The organism is Gimesia sp. (genome assembly GCF_040219335.1).
Taxonomy (GTDB): Bacteria; Planctomycetota; Planctomycetia; order Planctomycetales; family Planctomycetaceae; genus Gimesia.
Genome location: NZ_JAVJSQ010000015.1, coordinates 335877 through 350218, shown reverse-complemented (window position 1 = coordinate 350218; position 14342 = coordinate 335877). Strand labels below are relative to the sequence as shown.

The window sequence follows — 14342 nt, the reverse complement described above, 5'->3', positions numbered from 1 at the left end:
ATCAGCGGGGGATAACAGTGACGTCACCCATTATATCAGCCCGATACCTATTTGGTATCCGTCAGTCGACGGTTGAAGGTCGGAGACGTCAGAGAATCCGTGGAAGAGCTATTCGGATCGACGGCCGGGCGGGACTGCAGAATCGTCCACCGCAGCAGCAGAAATGCGACCACAGCACACAGGACCAGCAGCGGCCAGGAATACCTTAAGCCCTCAGGCTGCATACTGACAAAATACTGCAGACCGTGTGTCGGTTCCCATTTTTCCGGGATCCGTTCGCGAAATACCGACAGCGAATTATAAATCATATGGAACGCGATCCCGGGAAACAGACTGCGACTGTGAACCGCGACCAGCCCCAGAGCCAGCCCCATCAGGGTCGCATTAAATACCTGTTGTGGAATCTGGTGCATCACACCAAACGTCACACTCGAGAGAATCACAGCCAGCCAGACGCGGCCCCGGCGGCCAAACCCGCTCAGCATAAATCCACGGAATGCGATTTCCTCACAAATCCCCGGTGCGATTGCAAATGCCAGCAGAATAAACCACAAAGACTGATTGGGATCAGACATTTCTTTGATAATCGCCGCCGCACCGGGTGGCAATTTTGGAAAGAACCACTGCAGACTCGCCGACAGTTCCAGCGACAACGGATGCAGCATGAAGGGCAACAAAAGTCCTACGCCCCAGAAACCCCAGCTGGGCAAAAAGAGACGAAACGTCTTCCGCACGCTGGTCGTCAGCATGATCCCCATGATCAACGCTGGTGTCGCAATGATCGCCAGCTGCTGGATCATCAGCAACTGCATGCTCCGTACTGCCCGCATCGATTCAGGCGCGGTCAGAATCGCATCCCGCATCGTATTCATCACGGCAAACTGCAGTAACATGATGATCACGAAACAGAAGCCGGCCTCCGCAAAACTGGGCAAGGCGTCTTTGGTCCGCATCAGGTGCTTAAGCCACAATCCCAGCTCGAACCGTTCCGCCTCCCGGAACAATACGTCTTCCCGCTGAAACTGATCGATGGCCCACCAGAGTGCCAGCAGACTGTAACCGATACTCGATACCAGCACCGGAATCGCATACACATATAAGGTACCCGCATTCACCGCAGACAGCAGCATTCCTTTCAACAGCAAAGCCACCCCGACGATCGGCATCATACTGTAAAACGCATTGATCTCCACAGCAGGTGACAGACAGAATACGGTCAATCCCAGCGTCACCATCAATAGTGGTGTTAAGTAATACTGTCCCTCTTTACTACTGCGGGCAAAGGTCGCCAGTGACAGACACAGGGCGCTGAATAACGCCGAAAGCGGAATCAGTAGAATCACAATCCAGAATAGTGCAGAAGCAGAAGGAAACGACAGATCACCGATTTTCGACAACGCGCCACTGCCTGCCACATTCACCATATGTTTGCCGGTGAAACCCATACTCGCCAGGTTCAACAGCGCCGTCGAAACACTGAAGATCATCACTGTCAGGAATTTACCAAGCACGATTTCTGTGCGACGCGCGGGTGAAATCAGCAGCGTCTCCATCGTACCCCGCTCTTTTTCACCGGCCCCCAGGTCGATCGCCGGGTAAAAAGCACCCGTCGCTGCCATGATGATCAGCAACGCCGGAAACAGCTTGCTCCACAGGTTTGCAGCCAGCTGATCATCCTGTGCCAGGTCGATCACATCCGGATTGATCGGATTCGGCAGATTTTCCGGTAACCGGGCACGGCTCAATCGGTCTCGCAGAATCGCATTCTCCCAGGCATCCAGAGCTTCCTGAACACGAGTGAATGCCAGCCGCGATTTTTCATCCGCAGTATTTTCCAGTACCAGTGGACGCAGGGAGACGGCCGGATCAAAATCGATCGGCTCATGTCGGGCCAGTTTTTGACTGACCAGTTCCAGCTCTTTGGAGAGATTCGGGGGAAACAGAATCAAAACTTGAATCTGACTCTCAGCAAACTGCTTACTCAGACGTGCATTACTCTGGGTAATCTGTTCAGCCAGCTCGATCTTCTCAGTACCAAGTTTTTTCTGCTCTTGAACCAGTTGCTGCTTTTCTTCTGACTGAGGGCCGTCCTCAGTCGTTTCTTTCTGATGCTGCTTCGGGTGTTGAGCTAACTTCGTCTGTATTTGACTCAGTCGAACCTGCAACTGATCCCAGGCATCCAGAAGTTGCTGATGCAGTTTCAGATCCACTTCCAGTTTATGGGCCTGCTCCAGCAGTTTTTCCCGCTCTTCGCTATCAATGTCGGACAGGTCATCTTCAGAAACCGGTACATCGGTAATCACCCGCAATTTTTCCGCATCGGCGGGATTCATAAACCAGTTGGAGACGAATCGATCTCCTTCCAGCAACTGTGGATGCTGAGGCAGATCCTTCGCCCCGAGCAGCACGACATTCCGCGGCTGCTCCGAAAACATCACAGTCATCTGCACCATTCCGATGCCCATCGCCGGATAGAGCAGCAGTGGGAGAATGGCGACCATGAACAGCGTCCGCCGATCACGGAGCTGGTCGCGTAATTCACGCATCAAAATGAGCTTGATATTCTTCCACTGTATCATTGGTCTGTCTGCGCCTTCATCGCCAGCTCATCTTCATGCTTCTGAATGAGATGGAAAAACAGTTCTTCCATATCCGATTCGTGATATTGTTCCTCGAGTTCCGGAATACTGCCGATTGCCAGGATGGTGCCTTTATAAATCACCGCCACCCGATCGCAGAGCTTCTCCACTTCCCGCATGATGTGTGTCGAAAAGATGATGCATTTACCTTCTTCGCGCAATGCTTCCACCGTCTTCAGAACCGCTCGTGCTACCAGCACATCCAGGCCTGAAGTCGGCTCGTCAAAGATTAACACAGGTGGATCGTGCACGATCGTACGGGCGATTGAAACTTTCTGCTTCATCCCCGTGGACATCTTCGAGCCCAGCATGTCCCGAATGTCCTGCATCTGCAGCGTGGTAAAGATCCACTCCAGCCGCTCCTGCAGGGGGCCTTCTTCAATCCCGTACAGGCGCCCGAAGTATTCGACCATCTCCCAGGCCGTCATCCGGTCATAGATCCCCGTATTGCCTGACATGAAGCCGATATGGGAGCGGACTTCCTGGGGATGCGTTCGCACATCATAACCGGCCACCGTCGCGGTTCCGGCTGTAGGCTGCAGCACGGTGCTCAACAATCGCAGACAGGTTGTCTTGCCTGCACCGTTGGGTCCCAGCAGGCCGAAGATTTCTCCAGCCTGGACATCGAAGCTCACTGAATCGAGTGCGACAATGCTGCCACGTCGCAAATCATCGAAACTTTTACTCAGGTGCTCGATGTGAATCATATCCGTCCATTATTCCTGCTGCCTGATACACCTGTCGATCTTCAACAGGAAATCGACAGACTGAAGAGGCTTACCGATATCTCATTAATATAAGTAAGCATAACCTATCATGGCGAATCGGCTGCACTGAGCTGGTTCTCTGACCGATTTTCTCTCAGTTCAGCACAGGCAGAGGAACGCGACCAGAACCCCTTGCAGGACCATTAGAATCAGGATCATCGATATATTCATAAAAGACATTCCGCTGGCGGGGAATGTATCCCGATTCTGTAATACAGCGACGAATTGTCTCAACTGTCAGGTGATGAGTCGTTCCCGCCTGGGAAACGACGTTCTCTTCAATCATCAGGCTGCCCATATCATTGGCGCCAAAGAATAGTGCCATCTGCCCCGTCTTTTCTCCCTGGGTCACCCAGGAAGACTGGATATTCTTAAAGTTATCGAGGTACAGACGGCTCACAGCCTGGGTCTTCAGATATTCGAATGCCCCAGCAGGTGGTACGTAATCCATATCGGTATGATCAGGCTGGAGTGTCCAGCAGATGAATGCCGAAAAGCCGCCCGTCTCATCCTGCAGTTCACGCAGACGATCCAGGTGCTCAATCCGCTCAGCCAGTGTCTCGATATGGCCGAACATCATCGTGGCACTCGAGATGCCCCCCAGTTCGTGCCATACCCGATTCACTTCCAGCCATTCGTCGGTCAGCGCTTTCCCGCGGGTAATTTCCTTGCGGACCCGGTCTACGAGGATCTCGCCTCCTCCGCCGGGCAGACTACCCAGACCAGCATCTTTCAACCGCTGCAGCACTTCGCGCAGAGGCAGCTTGTTGACCTTGGTGAAGTGATGCAACTCCGGTGGGCTGAAGCCGTGCACGTTTACGGTCGGATATCGTTCCCGCAGATCGCGGAGCAGGTCTTCATACCACTCCAGCTTCAACGTTGGGTGCAGACCTCCCTGCAGCAGGATCTGGTCTCCCCCCAGTTCGATGGTCTCTTCGATCTTCTGATACAGCTGCTCGGGTTTGAGCACATACACGTCCGGCGACTTCGGATTCCGGTAAAACGCACAGAAATCACAGACCGCCGTACAGGAATTCGAATAGTTGATATTCCGGTCGATGTTATAGGTCCGGTAAGGCTCGGGGTGCAGTCGCTTCGTGACTTCGTTGGCTGCCTTGCCCAGCGCAACCAGATCGTGAGACTCCATCAGCTTGAGCCCCTCTTCTCGGTTCAGACGTTCGCCGGCGACTGCTTTATCCAGCAGAGATGCAATTTCGGAAGACAAGAGGAACCCCCTCGGGAGCAAGTCCCGTTTTAATGGCTAATTCTTGAAACAGCTGCAATCCGCAACGCTCTGCAGATCCCAGATAAAAACTCAGATTATTCTTCAGATAGCTTTCCGCCACCGCCACGTCAATGCCCAGCTCAGGTGCTTCCCGCCGGGCGATCTCGTCCAACATCGAAACACCCTTGTCGCGTGCCTGACATAACGCGGTCTCCAGCGATCCGGTATCCTGATCTCGACGGACGGCCCACATGGCGAATACGAACGGCAGCCCTGTCCAGCGCAACCACTCTTCTCCGAGATCCCAGGTCGCAGCGAACTTCGCACTCGGCGTATGAATCGCCCGATCACCAATCAGCAGGATCGCATCTGCGGTTGTCGCTTCAATGGTCTGTTCGATCGGCAGCGGCTCCACTTCCGGATACACGCCATACTGTTCCGCCAGCATGATTCTGACCAGCGTCGCACTCGTCCGCGAGCCCATGTCCAGTGCCAGCCGCTTGATTTTACCCAGAGGCACGCGACTATACATTTTCACACTCAGCACCGGCCCCTGAGTCGCCACACAGGCATTTGAGATCACTTCATAATGGGGACTGCGAATGACCTCAATCGACGGGATCAGTCCCACATCGATTCGCCCCTCTGCCAGATCATCGGCCAGCAGGCTGGGATAATCTAACATCAGTTCAGCATTATCCGCGAGATCTTCCAGATCCTGAATCAGTGGCTTCGAATTGAGATAAGAGACCGCCCCCACACGAATCGGGGGGGGAACCACGTCTGACATTCTCGTTTGGCTTTCATTCCCGGTTGCATTTTGCAGCTTATTATAACCGGCCGTCTTCATCTCGCAATCAGCTCGCATTTATGGATCAACACGTCTGAAACGGGCACTGATGCACATTCCGATCGTTGGTGTTACAATTCAAAGTGACTTACGCTTACATTGATATCGTAGACGCAGATAGTAGTATTCTAGCAGTTTACGTCCTCTCTATCAGGGACTATCCGAAGGAAAATTTGAGGACAGCACGAAATAGCCTCAAAATACAGTCGAATTGACAGCTACAGACAGCAGAAAGCCCCCCAGAATGTCAGACAGTAGACAAATGAAAGTCGGTTTTATTGGTGCAGGACGCATGGCGACTGCCCTGGCAGGAGGTCTCATTTCCTCCGGTTTTACCTCTGCAGAAAACGTCTGTGCCAGCGACACTTACGAGTCAGCCCGGGAAAACTTCGCCCACGAAACCGGCGCAACCACACTTGAGGCCAATATCACTGTCGCTGAACAGTCTGATATCGTGATCCTGGCTGTCAAACCGCAACAGCTCCCCGACGTCCTGCAGGAACTGAAAGGCACTATTACCGGGAAACAACTGCTGGTCTCCATCGCCGCCGGTTCTCCACTCTCACTCTTCCTGGAGACTCTCGGGGATTCCATCCGCGTGATCCGTGTCATGCCTAACACTCCTTGCCTGGTCAAACAGGGAGCTTCTGCATTCGCCCGGGGCGGTAAAGCGACAGAAGCCGATGCCAGCCTGGTCGATTCCCTGCTCTCCACCGTCGGCATCGCCGTCGAAGTCCCCGAGTCACAACTGGACGCCGTCACCGGACTGTCCGGCTCCGGACCCGCTTACATTTATCAGATCATCGAAGCCCTCAGCGATGGTGCCGTGCGGATGGGACTCCCCCGCCACGTCGCCACTCAGCTCGCCGCACAAACCGTCAAAGGCGCCGCGGAAATGGTTCTCGAGACCGGAGAACATCCCGGTGCCCTCAAAGACGCAGTCACCAGTCCGGGTGGCACCACGATCGCCGGCATCCACGCCCTTGAATCCGGAGGACTCCGTAGCAGCCTCATGAACGCCGTCGCTGCGGCTACACTCCGTTCCATCGAATTAGGCAAAAAGTCCTGACCAGAACCTTGCTGAAATCTGGCCAGTCACCGGGGTTCAAACTGCGCGTGCTGTTTCTTTAATTTTCCTAACGAACTTGTGTTCCCTGCCTGTTTTTCGCAGAATGAATCAATATTGATTTATCAGATCCCACCAGAATTCATCGGGAGTTCCAGCCATGAGGCACCATTCTGTCCGCACTCTACTCGTCTTCTGCAGCCTGCTTTCACTCAGTATTTCGCGATTGTCAGCTGCTGAACCCGACCTGCAGAACTGGCTGAAACAACCGATCCTGGAAAAAGATCAGCCATGGAAAGAGGTCCAGGCATTTATCGCTCCCAAAGTCCCCGGCATGCCTGAAGTCAGCACTGTCGCCGAATGGGAAAAGGTCAATGACCGCATTCGCAAAGAGGTGTTGAACAAAGTCGTCTATCGCGGTGAAGCAGCCAAATGGCGCGACACAAAACTGAACGTCGTCTGGGGCGAGACCATCCCCGGCGGTCCCGAATACAAAATCCAGAAACTTCGCTTCGAAGCCGTCCCCGGACTCTGGGTCCCCGCTCTGCTTTACATTCCCAATGACCTGACGGGCAAAGTTCCCGTCGTGATGAACGTGAACGGGCACGATCGCAATGATGGAAAAGCCGCCGACTACAAACAGGTCCGCTGTATCAATCAGGCTAAGCGGGGCATGCTCGCTCTCAACGTGGAATGGCTCGGCATGGGACAGCTCAACTCTCCCGGCTTCACGCACTACAAGATGAACCAGCTCGACCTGTGTGGCACCAGCGGGCTCGCTCCCTTTTATCTCTCCATGAAAAAAGGGCTCGATGTTTTACTCGCGCATCCTAACGCTGATCCCCAGCGCGTCGCGGTCGCGGGTCTTTCCGGGGGTGGCTGGCAGACGATCTTTATCAGCTCCCTCGACGAACGGGTCACCCTCTCCAATCCGGTAGCAGGATACTCGAGCTTCCTCACCCGTAACTATCACACCAAAGACCTGGGTGATTCCGAACAGACGCCAAACGACCTGGCGCTCTACGCCGACTACACACACCTGACCGCGATGCGGGCCCCCCGTCCGACCTTGCTGACCAACAACTCGAAAGACAACTGCTGCTTCGAATCGGGATACGCCCAGCCCCCACTGCTCAAGGCCGCCTTCCCAATCTTCAAGCTCTACGACAAAGAAGAAAATCTGCAGAAGCACATCAACGACGATCCCGGCACGCACAACTTCCTCAAAGACAATCGCGAAGCCCTCTATCGCATGCTCTCAGCACACTTCTCCGAACCCGGCAAACCGCTGCCAGTCGAAGAAATCCCCTGTGACGAAGAATTGAAAACAGCAGAGGAACTGCAGGTCGAACTCCCCGCTGACAATGCGGACTTCCACACTCTGGCCCTCAAGCTCAGTCAGGATCTGCCTCGCCCCGCGAAAAAGACCACACCTGAAAAACAACGGGCAGCACTCAAAAAACTCATCTCCGCTCCAGAGTCAAAAGTCATCGGCACTAAGGTCGACCACAAATCAGCAGGCGACACCAAAGTCACCTTCTGGAAACTGAACGTCGATCAGAACTGGACCGTCCCTGCCGTGGAATTTTCACGAGGTTCTGCAAAATCCACCACTATCGTCGTCGCAGATGCAGGTCGGCAGAGTCTGGCTGGAACTGTAGAGAAGCTGCTGGCTGAAGGACAGAATGTGCTCGCCGTCGATCCTTTCTACTTCGGCGAATCGAAAATCAGTCAGCGTGACTTCCTGTATGGTCTGCTTGTCGCTGCCGTGGGAGAACGCCCCCTGGGCATTCAGGCCAGCCAGCTCGCTGTCATCGCCCGCTGGTTGAAAGCCGACCAGAAGCAGTCCACCGTTCAGATCCAGTCCGTCGGCCCCCGCAGCAGCCTCTTTACACTCGTGGCAGGTGCTATCGAACCCGCAGCCATCACAAGTATCAGCCTGCAGGACTCTTACGGGTCGCTCAAGGAAGTACTCGAACAGGATAAAGCTGTCAGCCAGGCGCCCGAACTCTTCTGCTTCGGTCTGCTCAAAGCGTTCGACATTAAAGAACTCACCGAGCTTGCAGGCCGGGACCGGGTCACGTTCCTTTCCCCCTCCGAACGGGTCAAACGTGAACTTTCCCATGTAGAAATTCAAAAAAACGTGGAGTACCTGGGGGCAGGCCGTGAGGAAAAACTCGACCTCTATCTTCCCGATACCCACTTGCGGAAAGGCCCATATCCCGCTGTCGTGATTATTCATGGCGGAGGCTGGCATGGCGGTGACAAAGGCGCCCGCCGCGAAATCAACATCGGCACCAATCTGGCCAAAGCAGGCTACGTCTGTGCCAGCATCAACTACCAGTTGGCAAAAAGACATTCTCGCTTCACCGATAACCTCAAACAGGTCTGGCCAGGCCACTTGCAGGATTGTAAAACCGCCGTTCGCTTTCTCAGAAAACATGCCGACAAATATCACATCGACGCCGACCACATCGGGGCGATCGGTGGTTCCGCCGGCGGACACCTGGTCGCGATGCTGGCTGTGACCGGCGACGATCCACAGCTCGAACCTGAAGAACCTTATGCAGGCTTTTCATCCCGCATTCAGGCAGTCGTCCCCATGTACGGCGTACATGACCTGATTGCCCTGGCAAAATCTCGAGACTTGCTGAGCTCCTTCTCAGAAGAAGAAAAGGCACTCAGCAAACAGGCCTCTGCAGTATCGCATACTTCAGACGATGATCCTCCCTTCCTCATCCTGCACGGAAACCGAGACGCGCTGGTCCCGGTAGAACAGTCAGAGCTCCTGCAGACCGCGCTGAAAAAAGGTGGTATCCCCGCTGAGCTCATCATTATCGAAGGCGCTCCACACAGCTTTCACCTCCAACCTAAACAGCGCGACCTCCGGCCTGCGGTCATCGGCTTCTTTGATCAACACCTCAAGCCTCAGAAGTAATGCATTTCCGCGGAGTTGACATTCCCGGGGTACCTGCTATAAAATTATAAAAAATGTAGCCTTGGCTACATTTAAACACTCCGCACACACTAAACCTTTACCGGAGCATACCTTATCATGAGAAAGCTCTTCGCTTTCGCCCTGATGTTAATCGGTCTGGTCGGCTGTCAGTCACAGGATAATTCGACGCCTCAGACCAAAAAAGAGAAATCCGGAACCAATATCCAGTACCCGATCCCTGTCGCAGCGACCGTGGGAATGGTCGCCGATCTTGTCAAAAATGTGGGACAGGAATATGTCGATGTGAAACAGATCATGGGTACCGGCGTTGACCCCCACATGCATAAAGCGAGTCGCGATGATGTTGTGGCGATTATGAACGCAGATGTTGTCTTCTATTCCGGCCTGATGCTCGAAGGCAAAATGACCGACACCCTGATCAAGGTCTCGCGCAATAAACCGGTCTATGCGGTGACCGAACTGATCAACGAAAAAACGCTCCTGGAGCCCGACGATTTTAGCGGTCACTACGACCCCCATGTCTGGATGGACGTCTCCGCCTGGTCTCAATGTGTCGACGCCGTCAAAGACGCCCTCTCACAATACGACCCGCAACACGCGGATGTCTACGAGAAGAATGCTGCTTCCTATAAACAGAAACTGGAGCAACTGCACAAGTACGGTCTGGAAACATTGAAATCGATCCCGGAAGACAGTCGCACATTGATCACCTCGCACGATGCTTTCAATTATTTCGGCCGAGCTTATGGACTCGATGTTCAAGGCGTACAGGGCATCTCCACCGAATCAGAAGCCGGTCTGAAACGGATTAACGAACTCGTCGATCTGCTGGTGAAGAAAAAAATCAAAGCGGTCTTCGTGGAAAGCAGTGTCTCTAAAAAGAATATTACCGCTCTGATTGAAGGAGCCCGCGCGCAGGGGCATCAAATCGAAATAGGAGGAGAACTGTTCTCAGATGCTATGGGAGAACCGGGGACATACGAAGGAACTTACCTCGGAATGCTCGACCACAATATCACCATAGTGGCCCGGGCGCTGGGGGGCACTGCCCCGGAAAAAGGCATGCAGGATAAACTCACTCCCTGAGAAACACAGCTCAGTCTCTACTTTTCTTCAAACCCAACATGAATCGATCCAGTTCGATGAATTCGTCCCAAAACCAGAGCCCGATAACGCAGACTGAAATATCGCCTGCAGAGATCCCCCTCTCCGTGTATGACCTGACGGTCGCTTATCACCGTAAGCCTGTAATCTGGGATGTCAGCTTCGATATTCCGCCGGGGAAACTGGTCGGAATCATTGGTCCGAACGGAGCGGGTAAAAGTACGCTCATCAAAGCCATCATGGAACTGATTCCCAGGGCCTCGGGCCGCGTCAACATCTTCGGTAAACCATATCAGAAAAACCGGCACCGCGTGGGCTACGTGCCTCAGCGGGAAAGCGTTGACTGGGATTTTCCCGTCGATGCTCTCGATGTTGTCACGATGGGACTCTACCGCGAGATCGGCTGGTGCCTGCCTGTTCGTAAGAAACACCGCGAACGCGCATTGGATGCCCTCGAACGCGTGGGGATCGCCGACTATGCCCGGCGTCAGATCAGCCAACTCTCCGGCGGACAGCAGCAGCGGACCTTCCTCGCCCGTGCCCTGGTCCAAGATGCCGACCTGTATTTGATGGACGAACCGTTCGCTGCCGTCGATGCCGCCACCGAAAAAGCCATTGTGAAAATCCTGCAGGAAATGAAACAGGCTGGCAAAACGGCCCTCGTGATTCATCACGACCTGCAGACCGTCCCCGAGTACTTTGACTACGTCATTCTGCTCAACATGCGAGTCATCGATCACGGTCCGACCGAGCAGGTCTTCACACCGGAGAACCTGCAAAAAACTTATGGTGGCCGACTCACCCTGCTGGAAGAAGCCACCGAAACGATGCGCCGCCGGGAGCAATCGCTATGAGCCTCAGCGCGCGGATGCTGATTCTGCTGCTCCTGCTGAGTCCCGGCCAGATTCTCCTGGCTGCCGAAGGCAAGTCCATTCAGACACAGCGGTCCATCACCGATCGCAGTATTGAATGGCCTGCCTGGGAAGACTGGCGACGCGTCTTCTTCATGCAGGACTATAACACTCGGGTTGTCATTCTGGGCACGACGCTCCTGGGAATGTCCGCTGGCATGATCGGCAGCTTCGCCCTGCTCCGTAAACGCGCACTGATGGGTGACGCCCTCAGCCATGCGACGCTCCCCGGGATCGCGATCGCCTTCATTATGGGCAGCACTCTGGGTTTGAACGGTAAATCGCTGCCTCTGCTGTTAACGGGGGCGGCCATTAGTGGGCTATTGGGCATTGCCGGTATCCTGATGATTCGCAATCTGACCCGACTCAAGGAAGATGCAGCCCTCGGCATCGTGCTCAGCGTCTTCTTCGGCGCGGGAATCGCGCTGCTCAACATCGTACAGCAAATGCAGACCGGGCACGCTGCTGGTCTCGAATCATTCATCTATGGGAAAACCGCCTCCATGATCGCCAGCGATGCCTGGCTGATCGGCGGTGCTGGACTGACCTGTGTACTGGTAGCATTGTTATTGTATAAGGAACTGACGTTACTCTGCTTCGATGAAGGCTTCGCCGATTCGAGAGGCTTTCCGGTGGTACTGCTCGACACACTCCTCATGGGACTGGTTGTAATCGTAACGATCATTGGGCTGCAGGCAGTGGGGCTGATTCTCATGATCTCTCTGCTCGTGATTCCCCCTGCCGCCGCACGCTTCTGGACCGAAAAAATGCTCTGGCTGACAGTGGTCGCTGTGGTGCTGGGAGCCTTAAGTGGGATGCTCGGTTCGGGCATGAGTGCGATTTTCCCCAATCTCCCTTCCGGTGCAATGATCGTTCTCGTCGCGACAGCCATGTTCCTCTTCAGCATGATTTTTGGCGTCCCTCGTGGGATCCTGGTTCGCAAGTACCGTCGTTATGAACTGAATACCAAGGTCAATCGCCAGCACCTGTTGCGTGGCCTTTATGAATACCTCGAAGCACATCAGCAACTCCCGATCGGCGTGACTGACAGTGCACCACCGGTCTCACTCTCTGCCCTGGAGCAGCTGCGGAGTTGGTCCCTGCCTGCCCTCAAGAAAATCATTCGCAGTGCCCAGGACGAACGTCTGGTGACGTTACTCTCAGACAATCGCGTGCAACTGACACTCTCTGGATTGAAAGAAGCCGCCCGTGTCGTGCACGAGCATCGCCTCTGGGAACTCTACCTGATTACCTACGCAGACGTCGCTTCCAGTAAAGTCGATCAGGATGCCGATGCGATTGAGCATGTCCTGGAACCGGAAGTGATCGCCGAACTGGAATCCCTGCTGGTTCGTCAGTCAACGGAAGGAATTCTGCAGAGTCCACATGACATTGATCTGCCTCAATCACTGAGTACCCCCACTTTCAGGAGGACCACCTGATGGGCGGACTCGAACAGTGGAGCTGGACTCTGGATGGCTGGATCATCGTCGCGGGCATGTTGTGTGCCGCCGCGACTGCCCTGCTGGGCAACTTTCTCGTACTCCGTAAAATGAGTATGCTCGGCGATGCGATCACGCACGCCATCTTGCCGGGTCTGGCCGCAGCCTTCTTAATCAGTGACTCCCGCAGCAGCCTGCCCATGTTTGTCGGTGCTGTTATTGCCGGCATTTTGACTGCGCTGTTCACCGAGTGGATTCGCGGCTTTGGAAAAGTGGATGAAGGTGCCTCGATGGGCGTCGTCTTCACCTCCCTGTTTGCCCTGGGACTGGTGATGATTGTCCAGGCAGCTGATCGTGTGGATCTCGATCCGGGTTGCGTCCTTTATGGAGCGATCGAACTCACTCCCGCCGACACCGTGCTCGTCGCCGGCTGGGAAATTCCCCGGGTGGTCTTTGTGCTCTCAATCGTACTGTTAATCAATTTGCTGTTCGTGATTCTATTTCTCAAAGAACTGAAGCTCAGTTCGTTCGACCCGGCTCTGGCTACCACTACCGGCTTCAATGCGACGCTCATCCATTATGCGCTGATGACCCTGGTCGCGATCACCGCGGTCGCCAGCTTTGAAGCAGTCGGCAATATTCTGGTTGTCGCCATGTTCGTCGTCCCCCCAGCCGCCGCCTATATGCTCACCGATCGACTGGGAGTCATGCTGGTCCTCAGCGTTCTACTGGCGATGTTCTCAGCCATCATCGGGCACATTAGTGCCATCACCGTCCCCTACTGGTTTGGTTTTCAGAGTACCTCGACAGCCGGCATGATGGCGGTCGCCGCCGGTCTACTGTTTATCATCGCTGCCCTGTTCGGCCCCCGACATGGCGTGGTGATCGTCTTTCTGAGACGCCAGTTTCTGGCCTGGCAGATTCTCGCGGATGACATCGTCGCCCTGATGTACCGCATCGAAGAACGGGATCCGGAACTCAAACCAAACGCCCTCTACCTGCGGGACATTCTCTTTTCCCGGCCGTTGCCCACCAGCCTGACACTCGGCTACCTCGTGCGGCACAGCCAGCTCGTACACGCCAACGGAACCTATACCCTGACCGACACTGGTCGGGACCGTGCCCGACAACTCGTCCGCTCACACCGACTCTGGGAACACTACCTCGTTGAACACGCAGGAATGTCGACAGAAACGATTCACCGCCAGGCCGAGCAACTCGAACATTTTACCGACCGGGAACTTCGCGACCGCCTCAACGCCGACACCCTCGATACCGACCAGGATCCCCACGGTCGCCCGATCCCTCCCGAAGAGCACGCTCCCTGATTCAGATCCTCCCCGACAGGTTCCTCTGGCATTTTCCAAACCGCACACATA

At 54.7% G+C, this 14342-nt stretch carries 10 protein-coding genes; 6 read left to right on the top strand and 4 right to left on the bottom strand.

The genetic code is table 11. From position 1 onward, the window contains the following. Positions 1-47: 47 nt before the first annotated feature. The 4 genes from RID21_RS14135 to RID21_RS14120 all read right to left on the bottom strand — a co-directional run bounded on the left by RID21_RS14135 (position 48) and on the right by RID21_RS14120 (position 5421). A complete protein-coding gene (locus RID21_RS14135) occupies positions 48-2579 on the bottom strand; it encodes an ABC transporter permease subunit/CPBP intramembrane protease (protein WP_350189854.1) in 2532 nt (843 codons plus the stop codon). Continuing rightward, positions 2576-3346 carry an ATP-binding cassette domain-containing protein gene (locus RID21_RS14130; protein WP_350189852.1) on the bottom strand — a complete coding sequence of 257 codons (771 nt, stop codon included), beginning with the start codon at positions 3344-3346 and terminating at the stop codon, positions 2576-2578. The genes RID21_RS14135 and RID21_RS14130 overlap by 4 nt, the downstream gene beginning before the upstream one ends. A gap of 154 nt (positions 3347-3500) precedes the next feature. After that, positions 3501-4631, bottom strand: a complete 1131-nt coding sequence (gene mqnC / locus RID21_RS14125) for a cyclic dehypoxanthinyl futalosine synthase (RefSeq protein WP_145180498.1) — start codon at positions 4629-4631, stop codon at positions 3501-3503. After that, entirely contained in the window at positions 4600-5421 is an 822-nt protein-coding gene (locus tag RID21_RS14120; protein WP_350189850.1) for a menaquinone biosynthetic enzyme MqnA/MqnD family protein, read from the bottom strand. Before RID21_RS14120 ends, mqnC begins: the two co-directional genes overlap by 32 nt. A gap of 304 nt (positions 5422-5725) precedes the next feature. Here RID21_RS14120 and proC point away from each other — a divergent pair, with 304 nt between their 5' ends. From proC to RID21_RS14090, 6 genes are all read left to right on the top strand, one after another. Continuing rightward, on the top strand, positions 5726-6550 hold the full coding sequence (proC, locus tag RID21_RS14115; protein ID WP_350189848.1) for a pyrroline-5-carboxylate reductase: 825 nt from the start codon (positions 5726-5728) through the stop codon (positions 6548-6550). Between the two features lie 157 nt (positions 6551-6707). After that, on the top strand, positions 6708-9485 hold the full coding sequence (locus tag RID21_RS14110; protein WP_350189846.1) for a prolyl oligopeptidase family serine peptidase: 2778 nt from the start codon (positions 6708-6710) through the stop codon (positions 9483-9485). A gap of 117 nt (positions 9486-9602) precedes the next feature. Beyond that, on the top strand, positions 9603-10592 hold the full coding sequence (locus RID21_RS14105) for a metal ABC transporter solute-binding protein, Zn/Mn family (protein WP_350189844.1): 990 nt from the start codon (positions 9603-9605) through the stop codon (positions 10590-10592). Between the two features lie 56 nt (positions 10593-10648). Continuing rightward, a complete protein-coding gene (locus tag RID21_RS14100) occupies positions 10649-11464 on the top strand; it encodes a metal ABC transporter ATP-binding protein (RefSeq protein ID WP_350189842.1) in 816 nt (271 codons plus the stop codon). Next, positions 11461-12963 carry a metal ABC transporter permease gene (locus tag RID21_RS14095; RefSeq protein ID WP_350189840.1) on the top strand — a complete coding sequence of 501 codons (1503 nt, stop codon included), beginning with the start codon at positions 11461-11463 and terminating at the stop codon, positions 12961-12963. The genes RID21_RS14100 and RID21_RS14095 overlap by 4 nt, the downstream gene beginning before the upstream one ends. Next, positions 12963-14291, top strand: a complete 1329-nt coding sequence (locus tag RID21_RS14090; protein ID WP_350189838.1) for a metal ABC transporter permease — start codon at positions 12963-12965, stop codon at positions 14289-14291. The genes RID21_RS14095 and RID21_RS14090 overlap by 1 nt, the downstream gene beginning before the upstream one ends. Positions 14292-14342: the final 51 nt, after the last annotated feature.

Bases quoted from the DNA above. Each gene is read 5' to 3' on its own strand.
- RID21_RS14105 (WP_350189844.1), top strand. From the start codon at position 9,603: ATGAGAAAGCTCTTCGCTTTCGCCCTGATGTTAATCGGTCTGGTCGGC.
- RID21_RS14110 (WP_350189846.1), top strand. From the start codon at position 6,708: ATGAGGCACCATTCTGTCCGCACTCTACTCGTCTTCTGCAGCCTGCTT.
- RID21_RS14130 (WP_350189852.1), bottom strand. From the start codon at position 3,346: ATGATTCACATCGAGCACCTGAGTAAAAGTTTCGATGATTTGCGACGT.
- RID21_RS14120 (WP_350189850.1), bottom strand. From the start codon at position 5,421: ATGTCAGACGTGGTTCCCCCCCCGATTCGTGTGGGGGCGGTCTCTTAT.
- proC (WP_350189848.1), top strand. From the start codon at position 5,726: ATGTCAGACAGTAGACAAATGAAAGTCGGTTTTATTGGTGCAGGACGC.
- RID21_RS14090 (WP_350189838.1), top strand. From the start codon at position 12,963: ATGGGCGGACTCGAACAGTGGAGCTGGACTCTGGATGGCTGGATCATC.
- RID21_RS14100 (WP_350189842.1), top strand. From the start codon at position 10,649: ATGAATTCGTCCCAAAACCAGAGCCCGATAACGCAGACTGAAATATCG.
- RID21_RS14135 (WP_350189854.1), bottom strand. From the start codon at position 2,579: ATGATACAGTGGAAGAATATCAAGCTCATTTTGATGCGTGAATTACGC.
- RID21_RS14095 (WP_350189840.1), top strand. From the start codon at position 11,461: ATGAGCCTCAGCGCGCGGATGCTGATTCTGCTGCTCCTGCTGAGTCCC.